Origin of the sequence: Pseudomonas sp. H3(2019), from assembly GCF_007713465.1 — a bacterium.
In the GTDB taxonomy this organism is placed as follows: Bacteria; Pseudomonadota; Gammaproteobacteria; order Pseudomonadales; family Pseudomonadaceae; genus Aquipseudomonas.
This window is the reverse complement of sequence record NZ_VMSG01000015.1, coordinates 1-17,576: the sequence shown is the minus strand read 5'-3', so window position 1 is coordinate 17,576 and position 17,576 is coordinate 1. Positions and strand designations below refer to the sequence as shown.

Below are 17,576 nucleotides of genomic sequence, written 5' to 3'. Positions count from 1 at the left end.
GAGTGAGGTTAAATCCTCTTGCTGAACAATACGATAGACGTAAAAAAGCCCCGCATCTCGTGAAGAGAGCGGGGCTTTTCATATTTTTTGCGTTTAGATCTGTTCAGCCCACAGGTCGTATTCGTCGGCGTCGGTCACTTTGCACCAGACCTTGTCGCCCGGCTTGAGGTTGCTGCCGTTGTCGATGAATACGTTACCGTCGATTTCCGGGGCATCGAAGAAGCAACGGCCAACCGCGCCTTGCTCGTCGACTTCATCGACCAGCACTTCAATTTCACGGCCGATGCGCATTTGCAGGCGTGCCGAGCTGATGGCCTGCTGGTGCGCCATGAAGCGATCCCAGCGGTCTTGCTTGACCTCATCCGGAACGATCTCCAGATCCAGATCGTTGGCCGGAGCGCCTTCAACCGGCGAGTACTGGAAGCAGCCGACGCGGTCGAGCTGGGCTTCGGTCAGCCAGTTCAGCAGGTACTGGAAGTCTTCTTCGGTCTCGCCGGGGAAGCCGACGATGAAGGTCGAACGGATGATCAGGTCCGGGCAGATTTCGCGCCAGTTCTTGATGCGCGCCAGGGTCTTGTCTTCGAACGCCGGGCGTTTCATCGCCTTGAGCACTTTCGGACTGGCGTGCTGGAACGGGATGTCCAGGTACGGCAGGATTTTCCCGGCGGCCATCAGCGGGATCAGCTCATCGACATGCGGGTACGGGTAAACGTAGTGCAGGCGAACCCAGACGCCGAGGGTGCTGAGCGCTTCGCAGAGTTCGGTCATGCGGGTTTTCACCGGCGCGCCATTCCAGAAACCGGTGCGGTATTTGACGTCAACGCCGTAGGCGCTGGTGTCCTGGGAAATCACCAGCAGCTCTTTGACGCCGGATTTGACCAGGCGCTGGGCTTCGTCGAGCACGTCGCCCACCGGACGGCTGACCAGTTTGCCGCGCATCGACGGGATGATGCAGAAGCTGCAGCTGTGGTTGCAGCCTTCGGAAATCTTCAGGTAGGCGTAGTGACGCGGCGTCAGCTTGATGCCTTGCGGCGGCACCAGGTCGATCAGCGGGTTGTGGTCCTGGCGCGGTGGCACGACGTCGTGCACGGCGTTGACCACTTGCTCGTACTGCTGCGGACCGGTGACGGCCAGCACACTTGGGTGTACGTTGCGGATGTTGCCTTCTTCGACCCCCATGCAGCCGGTGACGATGACCTTGCCGTTTTCCTTGATGGCTTCGCCGATCACTTCAAGGGATTCGGCCTTGGCCGAGTCGATGAAGCCGCAGGTGTTGACCACCACGACATCGGCGTCCTGATAGGTCGACACGACGTCATAGCCTTCCATGCGCAGTTGGGTAAGGATGCGCTCGGAGTCGACCAGTGCTTTCGGGCAACCCAGGGATACGAAACCAACTTTAGGGTTGGCCGGCGTTGTGGTGGACATGTCTAACCTCGGTGTTTTGTGACGCCTCCAGCCGAAAACGGCAAGGCGACAGACGGGCACTTGAAGTGCCTCTGATCAAAAAGTGCGCAATTCTAGCGGTGGTCAGCGTACTTGACCAGCTTTATGGAGGGAAATACGACGAGTGCTGCGCTATGCTTCGCGCCGTTACACCCAGGCGTATTTTTTCAGTCAATAAATCGCCTGTATCAACAAGTAAAACAGCGCATGCTGCACGGCAGTCTGCGCAGATTGGCAAAGCGCAGGCGCTTGTTCGCGTCGTGCTTTTTACATGAAGCCCCGGTCTTGGTGGCAGGAGTGGTTGATGGGTCAGGCAAGTAGTCAGGCAGTAGGCTCAGCGCATTCCGGGGCAGCAAAGCCCTTGGGAATGTTGGTAGCGGCAGTCGGGGTGGTTTATGGCGATATCGGTACCAGCCCGCTCTATACCCTCAAAGAGGTGTTTACCGGCGGCTATGGGGTGCAAGCCAACCATGACGGAGTATTCGGGATTCTGGCGCTGATTTTCTGGTCGCTGATCTGGGTCGTCTCGATCAAGTACGTGTTGTTCATTCTGCGTGCCGACAACCAGGGCGAAGGCGGGATCATGGCCCTGACCGCGCTGGCGCGGCGAGCCTCGGCATCGTATCCGCGGCTGCAATCGGTGCTGGTGATCCTCGGCTTGATCGGCGCTGCGTTGTTCTACGGCGACAGCATGATCACGCCGGCGATTTCCGTATTGTCGGCGGTGGAAGGTCTGGAGCTGGCATTCGAGGGCCTTGAACGCTGGGTCGTGCCGTTGTCGCTGATCGTACTGGTGGGGTTGTTCCTGATTCAGAAACACGGCACTGACCGCATCGGCAAGTTGTTCGGTCCGGTGATGGTGTTGTGGTTCGTGGTGCTGGGAGTCATGGGCGCGCTTGGCATTTCCCGGTACCCGGAAGTGTTGCAAGCGTTGAATCCGGTCTGGGGCGTACGCTTTTTCGAGGTTCATCCTGGCATAGGTATCGCAATTCTTGGCGCGGTGGTGCTGTCGTTGACCGGTGCTGAAGCGTTGTATGCGGACATGGGCCACTTTGGTCGCAAGCCGATTGCCCGTGCCTGGTTCGCGTTGGTGCTGCCGGCACTGGTGCTCAACTACTTTGGCCAGGGCGCCTTGCTGCTGGAGAACCCGGAAGCGGCGCGTAACCCGTTCTATCTGCTGGCACCGGGCTGGGCGCTGATTCCCTTGGTGGTGCTGTCGACGTTGGCCACCGTGATCGCTTCCCAGGCGGTGATTTCCGGGGCGTTCTCCCTGACTCGTCAGGCGATTCAACTCGGTTACATTCCACGCATGCACGTTCAGCACACCTCAAGCGCCGAACAAGGTCAGATCTACATCGGCGCGGTGAACTGGACGCTGATGATCGGCGTTATTTTGCTGGTGCTGGGTTTCGGGTCGTCCAACGCCCTGGCCTCGGCTTACGGTGTGGCGGTCACCGGGACCATGTTGATCACCAGTATTCTGGTGGCGGCGGTCATGCTTTTGCTGTGGAAGTGGTCGCCTATCCTGACGGTGCCGATTCTGGTCGGCTTCCTGCTGGTGGACGGGCTGTACTTCGCTGCCAACGTGCCTAAAATCGTGCAGGGCGGTGCCTTCCCGGTATTGGCGGGGATTGTGCTGTTTATCCTGATGACCACCTGGAAGCGCGGTAAAGAGCTGCTGGTGGATCGGCTGGATGAGGGCGGTCTGCCATTGCCGATTTTCATCAGCAGTATTCGCGTGCAGCCACCTCACCGGGTCCAGGGTACGGCGGTGTTCCTCACGGCGCGGCCGGATGCAGTGCCCCATGCGTTGTTGCACAACTTGCTGCACAACCAGGTGTTGCATGAGCAAGTCGTGCTGCTGACCGTGGTGTACGAGGACATTCCGCGGGTGCCGACGCAGCGGCGGTTTGAAGTCGACTCCTACGGTGAGGGCTTCTACCGGGTGATCCTGCACTTCGGCTTTACGGACGAACCGGATGTGCCGCAAGCACTGAAGCTGTGCCATCTCGATGAGCTGGACTTCAGCCCGATGCGCACGACGTACTTCCTCAGCCGGGAAACGGTCATCACCTCCAAGCTCGTCGGCATGGCTCGCTGGCGTGAGGCGTTGTTCGCCTTCATGCTGAAAAACGCCAACGGCAACTTGCGGTTCTTCAAGTTGCCGGTGAACCGGGTGATTGAGCTGGGTACACAGGTAGAGATGTAGGTCCGATCAAAAAAGCCCCCGTTACCTTGCGGTAGCGGGGGCTTTTTCGTCTCTGTGGCTTTAGTTGCTTTCAGGCTGCTGGTCTTCGGATTTGGTCTTTGTCCGGGCAGGTCGCGGGGTCAGGACCTTTACCACATCATCAATCACTGCCTTACTCATTGCCGTCAGATAATGCGCGGCCCAGGCGTGGCGGTCGGTGCCTTTTGCGAAGGCGGCATCCTGAGCAAATGATCTGGCGAGGAACAGCAGATCAGAGGCCTGTGACAATGCATCAACGATGGGAACACCGGCGCGGACGTTGAATAAGGCCTGGTCAGAGCAGTAAATGAGGGGGGTGAGACCGATGGTTTTTAGTTCTGAAGGTACGGACGAATCTGTTTTGGTCATGTGTAACTCCTAATTTGAGGACTGTTACATTCGTTTCCAAGCGAATGGGTGGCAGCTGTGCGCAGGTTGGAAAACCGGGAAATTAGGAAACCGGCACGTCCGAAGACGTCCCGCGCACAGCCGCCATAACTCAAGAGCGCAGGCTGAAAAGCCTTTGCAATCGTGAAGGGGGCGCTGTTGCGATTAATTTCGACGGGTTTCCAAGCCCGATCGCTGAAAGCTCAGCGACGTCCGGAGAGTATCCCGCCGAAGAAAAGCGCAACAAGGCATCAAAGTGCCCATATACGAGATTCGGAGTTTGCCTACAACGTCTGCGGGCGTCATCCGATATTGCGACACCTTCAGTAAACGAAACTAAACGCGCGCACTTTTTTGCGCACGCTTGGCTTTGGGAGCGGCGGCGCGCTGGGCCTTGATGCGCTCCAGCAGCACACTGGCGGGTTCGTCGTTCGGGTCTTGGGGGACGAGTTCGCCGCGGAAGGCCTTTGCCAGGATGCTTTGGGTCAGGTAGTCGATGCGGCTTTTGGCAGAGGCGACTTTGGCTTCCAGTTGGTCGGCGAAGGCGAAGAGTTGTTCTACGCGGCGGACGATTTCGGTTTGCTCCTCGAGAGATGGAACTAGTATCTCGAAGTTCTTGAGGTCTTTTACATTTACCCTAGGGGCTGTGCTTCCCATGATGAGTGAGCGGACTTTGGATAGAGTGATTTCTGAGTTTAATGTGTGTAGTAAATATGTTGGGTGGACTCGAGTCCCGGCTCTAATCAGAACCATGCGTTGGCCCATGCAAATTTCAACATTAGGGGGAATAGAGCATGCAATACCGACGGTGCCCTCGCGGGCATACAGAATATCGCCCTCCGTAGGTTTTATTCTTTTGGTTCGTTCAGCAAAAGTTTCTTCAGAAACAAAGCCGGCTGCATCTACATCTAAGAAGCCAGGACTAAACTCAGTTGTCCTAACGCACTTTTTGCCATGGGATTGCCATTTCGGCGTGGAGTGAGGGCAGTCGACTATTTCTAAGGCTACGTCCGACAACTTTAAACTGACTGGACCTTCTTCAAAGTCGCAGAATGTCCTTCGCCACTCTTCGGTCAGCCGCCCGGAAACAGCTGCTACAAGGACAGATTGGCGAAAGCGTTTGAGCAAGGTGTGGATGGCGCCGATGCGGGCCTTGAGGGTGTCGACTTGGTCAAGGACTTCATCAAGTTTTTGGGATATGCGTATTTGTTCCACTGCTGGTGGAACCAGTATTGGGTAGTTTTCAACAAACTGTTTTGGTACACGGCGTAGGCCTACTGCTCCGGTCATGTTCGATGCGCCTTCACGCATGAATCCACGGCTTTTAACTAACGCCAGCAGATATTTGGCTGACACCTCTTCATTACATGGACGCAGTACAAAAAATTCGCTGCTTCCCGCACCTATACCATTAGGTAGATCTTCAACAAACGCCGCTTTGCCGTTTTCAAAGCAAGGAGTCACTTTGGCGAATATTACGTCGCCATTTTTAAAATTCGTATAGGCCTTCTTGATGTCGCCCCAACTGCGGTCATCAAAACGCAGCTTGTCCCGGAAATTGGTCGGGGCATGGGACATGGGCACAAAGCCTGCTGCCAAGTGATCGTCGAAGACCTGTTTGGGGTTTATGTCAGCAACATCGCGAATGCAAGCGGTAACCCACCCCGTTGGCAACTCATTCATCCCCATTCTCCAGAGCAACCACCAATCCCATCACTTCTGCCATCAGTTGCTTCTGTGCCGCCACTTCGTCCCCAGCCCCAAGCGCCTTCATCAGCTCTTCCAGTTCATGCAGAGCTTCGGTCAATTCGGCCATGGCTTCGCCGGCCAATATTTCGGGCGCCGGCAAGTCGCTTGCATCAAGACTGTCGGAATCCTTCAGCCAACTGATATCCAGCGAATCGCCGCGCTGTTCGATCTGCTCGCGAGTAAACACACGGAAGCGACTGAACTCACCAATGCCTTCAACATTCTCAGCACGCGGGCTGTTGCCATTGGCGTCTTCGCCATAGACATCTTCGAAAGGCTTGAGGTGAGAAGCGCCGAACGGTGTTCGTTTGCCGAAGCTAGGCATGTTGCTGCGCAAGTCGTACACCCACACCCGCTGCGTACAGCCTTGATCCTGACGGAGGTTATCGGTGGCGCCTTTCTGGAAGAACAGCACATTGGTCTTCACGCCCTGAGCGTAAAAGATACCGGTAGGCAAACGCAGGATGGTGTGCAGATTGCACTTGTCCATCAAGTCACGACGCACATCAGTACCGACGCCTGCTTCAAACAGAACGTTGTCCGGCAGCACGACTGCGGCGCGGCCACCGGGTTTGAGCCCGCGGTAGATATGTTGGAGAAAGGATAATTGCTTGTTGCTGGTCTTGTGAGTGAGGTCTCCACGCGTCGGAACGCCGCCACCCTTGGCTGTACCGAAAGGCGGGTTCGAAAGTATTACATCCACTTTCGGCAGTTCTTCCCCGGTTTTACCTAGGGCATTACCCAAGTGCACAACGCCTTCCTCATCACCTTCCATGCCGTGCAGCAAGGTGTTCATCAGCGCGAGGCGACGTGTGCCAGGTACGAGCTCTACACCGACAAAAGCGCGGTTACGCTGAAAGCTTCGAGTTTTTTCATCAAGGTCATAGTGATCGTCGGTGTGGCTCTTGATGTAGGCATCTGCGGCAATCAAGAAGCCCGCAGTGCCGGCCGCGGGATCCTGAATGACTTCACCAGCCTGAGGCTTGATGCAGCTAATGATGCTGTCGATCAACGGGCGCGGGGTGAAGTACTGACCGGCGCCGGATTTGGTTTCGCTGGCATTCTTTTCCAGCAGGCCTTCATAAAGGTCACCAAGGCCATCGTGACGGGCGCTGAACCAGTCAATGCCGTCGAGGCTTTTGATCAGTTGTTCCAGGTGACGCGGCTCTTTGAGGCGGGTCTGGGCATCGGCGTAGATGGCGGCGATCAGTGGGTCGGTGTTTTTGCCCAGATCGAGCAGTATCTGCCGGTAGTGGTTGAGCAGGTTCAGACCGGATTTGCTGTTCAGGTCCGGCCAACGAGCGCCTACGGGCAGTTTGTGGTTGAAGCTGTCGTTGTTCTGAACCTGTTCGAATTCCATCTTGATGAACAGCAGCAACACCAGTTCGGTGACGTAGTCGCTGTAGTTGATGCCGTCGTCGCGCAGGACGTCGCAAAGGTTCCAGAGCTTTTGGACGATGTCGCTGTTGTTCATGGGAAGTGCTCTAAAAAATGGGTCTGAATAGGCGTCGAAAAGGCTGAGCGGTTCGGCTCATCAAGTCGTTCGCGTGATGACGCTCAGGCAACTGATGTCGTCATCGGTGGGCGGGGCGGGCAGGTGGCCGTCACGCAAAAATGTCTGTTGTTCCTGGGCACACAAGCCGGCCCAGAAGCCATCGCTTGCCAGCAACCAGTGTTGATTGGGGCGGGCGGGCCAGTAATTGATTTCGGGGCTGCTCGTTCGCCGGGCGCTGAAGCAGCGAGTCAAGGCATGACGCGATGAAGCCTGTGCAATTTGCGCATGGGTCAGGTCGCCCTGCCAGTTGGGCGCGCAATGTACAGCACTCAGCCAACTGATTTCACCATCATCTTCAATGGCGCCGAGGCAGCAGTCACCTTCATGAACAGTGAATGCGGTATCGGGGAGCAGGCAAAGCACCAGATAGCTGCAGGCTGCGAGGGGGAAATCGTCACGTAGCGTCTGATGGCTGCTGGCGATTATCCGCACCAGTGCTTCGGCCAGTTGCTCTGCGTTCAGTTCCGTGGTCAGTAACGGGTTAAAGCCGATGGTTAGATCATTAAGCAGGGCCTGGGCCAATTCTCCGCTGCGAGGATGACTGCTGCTGCCATCGGCGATCACGTAGAGACTGGCATGGGCATGGGCATGGGCATGGGCAAAGGCATCACGGTTGTCCGCTGTGAGGGTGCCTGCTTGGGTATGCCATTTAACAGTGGCGAGCATTCAGGTGGTTACCCGGACGATGTGATGCAAACGTTGCCAGATGATCTGTTCACGTTCGCTATCACCGCGAGCGGCGTCCTGCACCAGGTAGCCGAAGTCATTGTTCACCAGCAGCTCAGCCATTGTCTGGGTCAGATAGGCACGGAGTTCGGGGACGGCAGATTCTACTTCGGTCAACAATTCTTCGCGGCCGTTAACCAGGTTGAGAATGTCCTCAAGGTCTTGGCTGCCCAGTGGGTTTTGGGCACCGCGACCGGCGTAGGCTTCAAGTTTGCTGGCAAGGAAGTAGGGCGGGCTGAACAGGCGAATACGAGAGCCACTCGGCAATTCGTGCCATTGCGCGGTGGCTAAACCATCGGTGAACCAGCGGTTGTTACAGCCCAAAAGGTTTGCGGTTTCAGCGTCTTCGGGCATGAAGTCGACTTTTAGCTCGCCCAGGCGCATGCGGCAAATAACCTCATCCTGCGGCGATTGCTTGAAGCCCTTTTGCTTGAGTTGTTCGACCAACTGTTGCCACTGGGCATAGCCGGTCAGGTGCACGACCAAATCGACATCGTCGGTATAGCGCACCTCTTCCAGGCTGAATTCATCGGTCAACAACAAGGCTGTCGTGCAACCACCGACGAACGCGACCTCTTGGCACAGGCCTTCCCCGAGCGCCTTGGCGACGACTTCGAGCATTTGAATGTTTTGTGTGCGGCTCATGATTACAAAATCTTCTCGCGCAGCAGTTGGTTCGCAAGATTGGCTTCCCGGGCATTGCCCAGGCGAACGGCATCTATCAGCGCCAGGTATTCATACAAAAGGGAGTCCCTTTTGACCGCACCCGGTACTGTCTTGAACAGGGGGGTTATGGACTGCCCTTTGCGATTGCCGTAGGCGTCTGGCCAAACGTGGATCAGGTCGCCGCCACTCATCAGCTTGCCCTGTAACACAGGGGCGGAAAAGCTGGTTGGGATACCGCGAACAATTTCGGCGGGCTTGACCGGAAAGACATAACGCAAGCCATTTTCAATAAAGCCCAAAAGCGCTTTATTGTTGACCCGAGGTAGCTGGGTGTTTGGGTCTATGCGGAGCAACCCAATCTGCTGACAGCGTTTCAGTGCCGAGGCGACTTCGGTTTTGCTGATGCCGAGTGAGGCTTGCAGGGCGCGAACAGAGTAGCTGTCGTTATGAACGGGCGGGTCCTGTTCTGAGTGATCATCCCAACCTTGCCATTGGTCGGCGGTGTCGGTATCGCTGAGCTTGATCAGTTCTGATGTTTCGCTGTCGAGCTGGCGCTGCAGGCGCTCGCGCTGTTCCAGGCAGATCAGTTTTATCAGCAGAAGTACGTCTTGACTCTTCATTGGGCCTCGGTTAGCAACTGTCCTTTGTCCTAGGACTGAGGACAGTTTAGGCGTTTTTGCTTAGCCCCTGTCAACCGACTCAGCCGACCTCGGGCCACAGATTGTCGTTCAAGGCTTCCAGTACCTTATCCAGGTTGCCGCCGAGGTGGCGATTCAAGCTCCTGATGCCGCCATCGTTCTGGAAGGCCTCGTTGACTTGTTGGGTGTCGATGATCACCTCGTGCACCAATTGTTTTGCCAGGCGATCAAGCCATTTGCGTTGTACCGGCGTCCACTGCTGAAGGGCATAGATTTTCTGCATCGCATTGGCCACGCGTTGGTCGAAGGGCAGCAGAGCTTCGCCGATAGCGGCCTGGCGGATATAGCCAATAATGCTCGCAGCGATTTCCTGGTTGGTCTGGTTGCGCCAGGCGCTTTTCAGGCTGACTTCGCTGAATCCGTGCTGATCCAGAAGTAAGCGGACACTACGCAGTTGTTCGCGAGTGAGGTCTTTCGGTCGATTGACTACCACGCCCAAGGCTGCGGATTGGTTGAGCTGGCTGTGGACAAAGTCGTGGAAGCTTTCGAGGTAGTCCTGAGGTTTGTGATAGGCACCGTAGCTTTGCTCACGCACCATCAGTTCATCACGGTGGGTGGAAATAATCGGATAGTTTTCCGAGCCCATCAGGTTGCTGACTGCATCCAGTTGGGTCAGCAACTGACTATGCTGACGAATAAACTGGGCCGCCTGCTTGGGTCCCAGTTCGTGCAGATGCTTGTGCAGTTTTGCAGGTTCTACGCCCCAAATATCTTCAAGCTCTTGGAGTTTTTTCTTCAGGGAGGGCTTGGATTCAGCTTTGTGGTCGGCCTTGCGCAGAATTCGCATGATGCGCTGGCTGAGTACGTCGAGCACATCGTGGGCGTGGCTACTGTCGTCCTGGTTGCCGGGAGCGTCGTGACTGGCATCACTGGTGAGTTCGCTGACCAATTGCTCTAGCGAAACATTCGGGTTCTTCACCAGGGGCTTCATGGTGTCGACAGCTTCGAGGCTGGCGTAGAGGTCGACGGGATCGTAGATACGGAACACCGTTTTACCAATTTCGTCGCAACGTCGGGTTGCGCGCCCTTTCATCTGCTCATAGAGAATGCGTGAGCGTACCCGGCGCATAAACACCAGATTGCAGATTTTCGGCACGTCAATGCCAGTGGTGAGCAGGTCAACTGTGATCGCGATGCTGGGGTGTGGTTCGTTTTTGTACTTGCGAATCAGTTGTTCAACTTTGTCGCTCTGGCCGGTGATGATTTGCACCGTCGCTTGGTTGTATTGCTCACCGTAAGCGTCTTTGAAGGCCGCATTCAGAAGGTTTTTCACCCGTTCGGCATGGGCTTGGTTGACGCAGAAAATCATGGTTTTTTCTTCGCCGAAGGGGTCCAGCTCATTGGCTAGGGCATCGCATATCACTTTGTCAAAAGCAGACGTGATCACCCGGCGGTTGAACGACTCGATATTAAAGTTGAGTTCGTCTTCCAGTTCGGCGACATCAATTTCACCGGTCTGGGTATCGATGATGCTGACCTTTTCTCCCTTTTCAAATCGGATGCCGTTTTTGCTGAGCTGGGTTTCGTAGCGTATCGGTGGTTCATGGTCGATCAACCAGTCATCCGCCACGGCTTCGCGGTAGCTGTAGGTGAACACCGGCTTACCGAAAATCTCGCTAGTGTGTTTGGCCGGGGTGGCGGTCAGGCCGATTTTGCACGCGTCAAAATAATCCAGCACACGGCGGTATTGTGAGAGGTACTGATTGTGATCACGAACGGCCAACTCGCCCTCGCTCATCTCTTGATCGAGGGTGTAACCACGGTGGGCCTCGTCAACGATGATGCAGTCGAACTCGCCAACCGAAGGCGGCGTGTCAGAGCGAAAAATACGGCTAACCATGGCCTGCACGGTGGCCACCTGGATGCGGGTCTCCGCCTCGGCTGCCATATCGCCCAGCTCTTTGATGTCGTAGATCTGAGCGAGAGTGTGGTTTTGCTCAAGGGCAGTGTCGTTAAACGAGTCGATAGCCTGTTGGCCGAGGGCGCTGCGGTCGACCAGAAACAGAATGCGCTTGAAGCGCTCCGCTTTCAGGAAGCGATACATCAAGCCAATGATGGTGCGGGTTTTACCGGTGCCGGTGGCCATGGCAAGCAAGCAGTCGCGTTGGTTGTTGGCTAACGCTTGTTCTACTGCATGGATCGCCTTTTCCTGATAATCACGCAATTTCAGGTAGGCAAAGCCTTCTTCCTTGAGCTTGGCTTCAGCCTCTGCCTGGCTGCGTTTGAGCAGGTCCAGTAGGTCATTGGGTTTATGGAAGTCTTGCAGCGGCCGGGATGTGTTAGCGGGGCTGCGCAGATCTCGGAACCAGGTCCCGGAATGTTCGGCGAGCTGCTTGATGTATGGGCGACCATTGCAGGCAAAGGCAAAGGGCACTCGGAAAGCTGCCCCTTCTCCATCATTCCACGGTGCGGAGTGCCCGGCGAGTAGCCATGGCTGTAGATGTTCTGGAGCAAATTTGAATTCGCGAGAATAACGCTCAGCTTGGGGAATACGATCCGCAACGTTGATGCGTTTACGCTTGGCTTCAACGATGGCTACCGGCGTCAGACCGGTGAAAAGAACGTAGTCGGCACAGGCTTTTGGGCTGCTGGTGGGCCACTCAGCAATAGCTTTATTTTTGCCTTTCTCTGGTCTGGCCCCTTTGCTGTACATCAGATCGAGGGAGTCAGCTTCCCACCCCGCGTCGACGAGTTGCTGGTCAATGAGGATACGGGTGAGGTCTTCACTCAGGTCGAATTTATGGGTGGCCTGCATTGTGTTATGCATGACCTGAGACGAGGCCTGGGGTTGGGTCAATAGTTGAATTTGCAAAGCTTTAATGCGTTGCTCGTGCTCAACGCGCAACTTTGCCAGCTCGGCTTCATGCTGTTTGGCTTGCTGCTGATAAAGGCGAGATTCAGCATCCATTTGCTCTGCTAGAACGGAATACTCTTCGGCCTCGCGCTTCTTCAACTCAGTCAACTGCTGGTTGCTTTCAAGCTTCTGGCTGGACTCGCTCAATTGCGCTTTCAGTTGCTCAATCTGGCTTTGTAGATCGCGCAGCGGGGCGCTGGGGTCATCCGGTTTAACAAAGGGGGGAGGTTGAAACTGGTCGCCTTTCTTGCCGAACGAACGGTGGTACCAAATGGCTAAAGCGCGAGCGACCTTGAGCCCATCCATTGCCTCGCGGTGTTGGGTACGAAATTGGTGGGTGGCTTTATTGCCTTCGACACGAAGTGTTCGAAACAGATCGCGGATATTTTGATCCAGCTGGATGTCCCGACCTAATTTGTAGAGTAGGTCCGACTGCGTGGTAGTTGCATCGAAATCAATACCCGCCCGGCTGGCCAAATCTTGAGCCAAAGCCTCGCCCAACTGCCGAAGCTTCATCAATGTGGTGTTGGGATCGCTGGCAAAGATCTGTTCGGCCGTGCTCGCAAGCTGAAGGAAAACGGGATCGTGTTCCTGGAGAAAGGAGAAGTTACTGTTCGCGGCCATGTTCAATCCTATGCATGCTCGTCCCTTGATTGCGCGTAGTTGAGCTTAGTGTGCGCAATATTACATTGAGCTTACTCAAGATCGACCAGATTTGGCTATGGCTTGGGAGGGCTTAGTCCTGCGCCCATTGCCTTGAAAGTTATTCGCAGTGGCATCATCAGCGATGGGGTTGGAATTTGGTTGCGGATCGCAGCACTGCATTGAAGATGCTCGCTCGCGATGTAGGCGCCTCGATGTGTCAGGCAATCCGAGGTGATGCTATCGCGAGCAGACGGAACGCCGCCCGGCTGCTCCTACAGGTGAGCTGTGTCGTCCGGTCGAGTCGGGTGCAGCATGAAAAAGCCCCCGGTACCTTGCAGTAACGGGGGCTTTTGTTGAGCACGGTTCAGGTCACTGTTCTGTGACCTTGTCCTTGTTCTGACGTTTCTCGATCGCATTGACCAGGCGTTTGGCCAGGGCCGGGTAGTTCTCGTCGAAGTGGTGGCCGCCCGGCAGCTTCAAGGCTTCACCCACAGCGGTCTTGTCGGTGCAGCCACTCTCGGCGATTTCTTCTGCGCCGTAGATGCACAGCACCTTGTCGGCTGGCAGCTTGGCCATTTCCGGGCCAGTGTCGGCCTCTTTACCGGCATTGCCGAGCCAGCCCTCGACCTGGATTTCGAAGCTGCCAGTACGGGCAAAGGCCAGCAGGATGATTGCGTCGACCCGTTGCTGTTCGCTTTCCGGCATGCGGTTGTAGATCGCGGGCAAGACGTCGGCGCCGAACGAGTAGCCCGTCAGGATGAAGCGTTTGGTGCCCCACTTCTGACGGTAGTGCTGCATCAGTTCGGCAAGGTCAATGGCGCTTTGCTCAGGGCTCTTGTGCTGCCAGTAGTAGCGCAGGGTGTCGATGCCGACCACCGGGTAGCCGATCTTCGCCATTTCACCGGCCACGTCACGGTCCAGGTCGCGCCAGCCGCCGTCACCGGAAAGGAACAGGGTGACGGTGTCCTTGGCCTGGCCGGCAGGCACTTCGACCACTGGAATGTTCAGGCCGCCGTTGCCCTTGTCAGCGCCGACGAGGATCTTGCGCAGTTCGTTGTTGAGGACTTGCGGCAGGTTGATGTCGTAGTCGCTGATGCTGGTTTCGGCATTCGGTTGATCGCGCACGAAACCGGCGCTGGTGTCGTCCGGGTTATCGTTCCATGCGACCAGCCAGTGACCGTGAGCTGCGCTTTTTGGCAGCTGTTGTGTGCAGCCGGGCTTTTCCAGGGCCAGGTCCACCGAAACGGCCTGGGACTTGTCATCTTTCTGCTCGGCCAGCCAGCGCCAGGCCAGAATGGCGCCAGGGCCGATACCGCTGACCAGGGTCGCAGGGCCCTTGAGCTGCTGGAAGGCCGCCTGCAGGGCATTACCTTGCTGCGTGCAGTCTGTAGGCAGGACCACCTGAACGATTTGCGCGGCACCGCCACGGCTCAGGGTCATCAGCTGCTTGTCGCTGAGCTTCTGATCTTCGTTCACCGCGACGACCACCTGCGCACGCGGCGTGGTGCCGGGGATGACCCGGGTCATTGCCGGGCCATCAATGGGCGTCAGCAGTTCGAGGGTGGGCTCTGGTGCCGGGCGGTTCCAGTACCAGAAACCGCCACCGAGGATCACAGCCAGCACCACCAGAGTGGCTAATACATACCGCCAGGAGCGTTGAATCATCAGCGTTTCACCAATCCAGTCAAGCCGCCCGCAATCAGGGCGGCGGTATCGGCCAGTGCCACCAGCGGATCGAGTCCGGCGGGCACGGCCATGTAACGAGGTTCCCAGTCAGGCTGGAATTTGTCCTTGAAGCGGCGCAGCCCCTGGAAGTTATAGAGCTGCTCGCCACGGCGAAACACCATCGAGCCGAGGCGTTGGGTCAGTGGCGCGCCACGACGGGGTTGCAAACCCGACAGCGGCACCATGCCCAGACTGAAACGTGCATATCCATGATTTTTATAATGTTGAATCAGGCCGACCATCATGAATTCCATGGTCAGCTTGGGCGCGTCCGGGTGTGCACGCATCAGGTCGAGGCTGGCCAGGTCGTGGCTATACGTCTCGAGCAGGTTGGCGAATGCCACCGGGCGACCTTCAAAGTGAATGATCGCAATACGGAAGTGCTTGAGGTAATCATCGCTGAAACGGCCGAGGGAGAAGCCTTTCTCGCGAACGTTCTTGCCGGTCAGCCAGGCATCGGAAATGACCTTCAGCTCTTCCATGGGGGCTTGACCCGGTTCGTAGATTTCCAGCGACAGGCCATCGCGGGTGCCACGGTTCCAGGTGTAGCGCAGGTCTTTCATCTCTTTGCCCTTGGCCTCGAGATCAAAGCGATGCAGGTCAACCCGTGCTTCTTCGCCCAGCTTGATTGCGGTCAGGCCGATGTCCATGTAGTACGGCAGGTTTTCGGCGCGCACTTGATAGAACACTGGACGGGCGTGATGCAGGTCGCAGAGGTCACGGAACTGCCAGATCATCTCCGCGCGTTGCTGGGTCGGGCCGATCGGGTCGTACAGAGCCACCAGACTGCGGCCACGACGCGCATACATCAAGAACGCTTCGTCGTTAGGGTGAAACAGTAGCGCCTTGTCACCGGTCAGGGCGAGGCCACCGTCCGGTTGCGACGAGGCCATCAGGATCTTCAGGGCCTTATCCAGTTCTGCGACGTCGGGCTGATGAATCACCGGGCGCGCGGTGCGCAGCAGCCAGGTAAGAGACACCACCACCAGCAACACAGCCGCGCCGAGCAGCGAGCGCAGGCCGCGTGGGGCATCGGAGTCCAGGGTGAACTGCCACCACAGTTGATGGCTGTACGGCACATCCTGATAGGCGAACAGCAGGAGCCAGATCGAGGCGCCCAACACGCAGAGGCTGGCCACCAGGTACAGCGGCGAGAACGGCACTTCGGTCAAACGGCTTGGACGGTAGAAGGAGCGACGGAAGATCGCCAGCAGGCTGGCGGTCAGGATCATCAGGCAGGCTTCTTCCCAGTCGAAGCCTTTGAGCAGCGAGAGCACGGCGCCGATCATCAGCAAAATGGTGGTCAGCATCCAGGCGGCCGAGAGGCGACGGCGCAGACCTTGAGCCAGCAGCAGGCAGAGCACGCCGATCAGGCTGGCACCGAAGTGCGAGGCATCGACCAGGCGATGGGGGATCAGGAACCCGATGTGTTCCAGACGGGTGTCGATTTCCGGTGTCGCACCGGAAAACAGCAGTACGACGCCAGACAGGAACACCAGGATCGCCAGTACCGGTGCGGCCATGCCCGAGGCGGCGCGCAGCGATTGACGGGTGTTGAACAGGCGTTGCGCTTCATTGATCAGCAGCAGGACGCAAGCCGCCAACAGCGGCAGAACCACATAGATCAGGCGATACAGCAGCAGGGCGGCGGCCAGTGGCGCAGCGCCGAGTTTGTCGGCGAAGGCCGCCAGCAGAATCGCTTCGAATACCCCGACGCCGCCCGGTACATGGCTGAGCACGCCAGCGGCCAGGGCCAGCAGATAGACCAGCAGGAAGGCGCCGAACGGTGGCGCTTCGGGCAGCAGCAGGTACAGCACGGTCGCGGCGGCTGCCACGTCCAGTGCGGTAATCACCAATTGCAGGAAGGTCAGGCGACGCCCCGGCAGGCGCAACGTGCGTCGACCGGCGCGAACCAGCAAGTTATCCGGATAAGGTTGATCCGGCAGGCGACGGCGGTAAATGCCAATGGCCAACACGGAGCAGAGCAGCAGCACGGCAATTGCGATCCCGCCCAGCAGCGGCTGTGACAAATGCAGCGCGGTGGATGCGGCAGGCAGGTTGCTGAGTGTCGCCAGGGCTGCGAGCGGCGGCAAAGCGCAGCCCAATGACAGGCTGGCAAACAGCGTCATGTGGGCGACTTCCGACGCCCCGAGCCCGTGACGTGCATACAGGCGGTAACGCACCGAACCGCCGGACAGCAGCGACAGGCCAATGGCGTTACCGATGGCGAATGCGGTGAAACCACCCAGAATCATGGTGCGCGGCGGCAAGCTCACGCCAGCGTAACGCGTGGCTGACCATTCATAGCCGAGCAATATGATGAAGCCTGCAATGGTCGCACCCAATGCGCCGAGCAGGGCCGGCCTCGGCACTTCCAGAATCGAGTCGTGCAGGGCGTAGAGATCGAGTTCGCTTAATAGATGGCGACAGGCAATCAACGCGATAGCGAACAATAGCAACGTGACCGCCAGGCCAATGGGCTGACGGTACTTGCTGACCAGATCCAGCCAGTGCAGACGGGTGGCCGTGATCGGTTGTGTCGCTGTGACGGTGTCTTGTGAATCAGACGAGTTGGCGCGCATCAATCACCTCTTGGATTGTGCGCGACAGGATGGGGGTATCCAGCCAAGTTACCAATCCCTGTAGAAAAAATAATTACAAATATTAACGCGTATCACCGAACATTGGGGATTACGCACATTCAATCGTAGAGAGGCTTGCCTGCGACTCAGCATAACCTGATCTGGTGGACCCTGAAGAGCACCAAAGGTTCGTAGCACGTTGCCAGATCATTGTTGCGAAAGGACTTTTCTACAGATACAAAAAAGGCCGCTCTTTCGAGCAGCCTTTTTTGATGTTTGGTTGCGGGAGCCGGATTTGAACCGACGACCTTCGGGT

General features: G+C 57.1%; 11 protein-coding genes. 1 reads left to right on the top strand and 10 read right to left on the bottom strand.

Annotation, left to right across the window (positions count from 1 at the left end; all coding sequences use genetic code 11):
- Nucleotides 1-93: 93 nt before the first annotated feature.
- Nucleotides 94-1,428: a 30S ribosomal protein S12 methylthiotransferase RimO gene (rimO, locus tag FPT12_RS16060; RefSeq protein WP_145017377.1), complete on the bottom strand. Its 1,335-nt coding sequence runs from the start codon at nt 1,426-1,428 to the stop codon at nt 94-96.
- 385 nt (nt 1,429-1,813) lie between these two features.
- Here rimO and FPT12_RS16050 point away from each other — a divergent pair, with 385 nt between their 5' ends.
- Nucleotides 1,814-3,655, top strand: coding sequence for a potassium transporter Kup (locus FPT12_RS16050; protein ID WP_371922565.1), 1,842 nt, complete (start codon nt 1,814-1,816; stop codon nt 3,653-3,655).
- A 60-nt stretch (nt 3,656-3,715) separates the two neighbouring features.
- Here the strand turns inward: FPT12_RS16050 and FPT12_RS16045 are convergent, their stop codons facing one another.
- From FPT12_RS16045 to mprF, 9 genes are all read right to left on the bottom strand, one after another.
- Nucleotides 3,716-4,042 carry a DUF3077 domain-containing protein gene (locus FPT12_RS16045; RefSeq protein WP_145017371.1) on the bottom strand — a complete coding sequence of 109 codons (327 nt, stop codon included), beginning with the start codon at nt 4,040-4,042 and terminating at the stop codon, nt 3,716-3,718.
- Nucleotides 4,043-4,396: 354 nt separating this feature from the next.
- Nucleotides 4,397-5,743: a restriction endonuclease subunit S gene (locus FPT12_RS16040; protein ID WP_145017369.1), complete on the bottom strand. Its 1,347-nt coding sequence runs from the start codon at nt 5,741-5,743 to the stop codon at nt 4,397-4,399.
- Entirely contained in the window at nt 5,736-7,283 is a 1,548-nt protein-coding gene (locus FPT12_RS16035; protein ID WP_145017367.1) for an N-6 DNA methylase, read from the bottom strand. The genes FPT12_RS16040 and FPT12_RS16035 overlap by 8 nt, the downstream gene beginning before the upstream one ends.
- A gap of 60 nt (nt 7,284-7,343) precedes the next feature.
- On the bottom strand, nt 7,344-8,030 hold the full coding sequence (locus FPT12_RS16030; protein ID WP_145017365.1) for a protein phosphatase 2C domain-containing protein: 687 nt from the start codon (nt 8,028-8,030) through the stop codon (nt 7,344-7,346).
- Nucleotides 8,031-8,735: a hypothetical protein gene (locus FPT12_RS16025; protein WP_145017363.1), complete on the bottom strand. Its 705-nt coding sequence runs from the start codon at nt 8,733-8,735 to the stop codon at nt 8,031-8,033.
- Between the two features lie 2 nt (nt 8,736-8,737).
- The gene (locus FPT12_RS16020; RefSeq protein WP_145017361.1) at nt 8,738-9,376 is read right to left on the bottom strand and encodes a hypothetical protein; all 639 of its coding nucleotides are present in this window, start codon (nt 9,374-9,376) and stop codon (nt 8,738-8,740) included.
- Nucleotides 9,377-9,455: 79 nt separating this feature from the next.
- Nucleotides 9,456-12,932: a type I restriction-modification system endonuclease gene (gene hsdR / locus FPT12_RS16015; protein WP_145017359.1), complete on the bottom strand. Its 3,477-nt coding sequence runs from the start codon at nt 12,930-12,932 to the stop codon at nt 9,456-9,458.
- A 390-nt stretch (nt 12,933-13,322) separates the two neighbouring features.
- Nucleotides 13,323-14,618 carry a virulence factor family protein gene (locus FPT12_RS16010; RefSeq protein WP_145017357.1) on the bottom strand — a complete coding sequence of 432 codons (1,296 nt, stop codon included), beginning with the start codon at nt 14,616-14,618 and terminating at the stop codon, nt 13,323-13,325.
- Nucleotides 14,618-17,260, bottom strand: a complete 2,643-nt coding sequence (gene mprF / locus FPT12_RS16005) for a bifunctional lysylphosphatidylglycerol flippase/synthetase MprF (RefSeq protein WP_145017355.1) — start codon at nt 17,258-17,260, stop codon at nt 14,618-14,620. Before mprF ends, FPT12_RS16010 begins: the two co-directional genes overlap by 1 nt.
- Nucleotides 17,261-17,576 lie beyond the last annotated feature (316 nt).

What these genes read in the sequence shown, in the direction of transcription:
- rimO (WP_145017377.1), bottom strand. Translation starts at nt 1,428, where the DNA reads ATGTCCACCACAACGCCGGCCAACCCTAAAGTTGGTTTCGTATCCCTG.
- FPT12_RS16050 (WP_371922565.1), top strand. Translation starts at nt 1,814, where the DNA reads ATGTTGGTAGCGGCAGTCGGGGTGGTTTATGGCGATATCGGTACCAGC.
- FPT12_RS16045 (WP_145017371.1), bottom strand. Translation starts at nt 4,042, where the DNA reads ATGACCAAAACAGATTCGTCCGTACCTTCAGAACTAAAAACCATCGGT.
- FPT12_RS16040 (WP_145017369.1), bottom strand. Translation starts at nt 5,743, where the DNA reads ATGAATGAGTTGCCAACGGGGTGGGTTACCGCTTGCATTCGCGATGTT.
- FPT12_RS16035 (WP_145017367.1), bottom strand. Translation starts at nt 7,283, where the DNA reads ATGAACAACAGCGACATCGTCCAAAAGCTCTGGAACCTTTGCGACGTC.
- FPT12_RS16030 (WP_145017365.1), bottom strand. Translation starts at nt 8,030, where the DNA reads ATGCTCGCCACTGTTAAATGGCATACCCAAGCAGGCACCCTCACAGCG.
- FPT12_RS16025 (WP_145017363.1), bottom strand. Translation starts at nt 8,735, where the DNA reads ATGAGCCGCACACAAAACATTCAAATGCTCGAAGTCGTCGCCAAGGCG.
- FPT12_RS16020 (WP_145017361.1), bottom strand. Translation starts at nt 9,376, where the DNA reads ATGAAGAGTCAAGACGTACTTCTGCTGATAAAACTGATCTGCCTGGAA.
- hsdR (WP_145017359.1), bottom strand. Translation starts at nt 12,932, where the DNA reads ATGGCCGCGAACAGTAACTTCTCCTTTCTCCAGGAACACGATCCCGTT.
- FPT12_RS16010 (WP_145017357.1), bottom strand. Translation starts at nt 14,618, where the DNA reads ATGATTCAACGCTCCTGGCGGTATGTATTAGCCACTCTGGTGGTGCTG.
- mprF (WP_145017355.1), bottom strand. Translation starts at nt 17,260, where the DNA reads ATGCGCGCCAACTCGTCTGATTCACAAGACACCGTCACAGCGACACAA.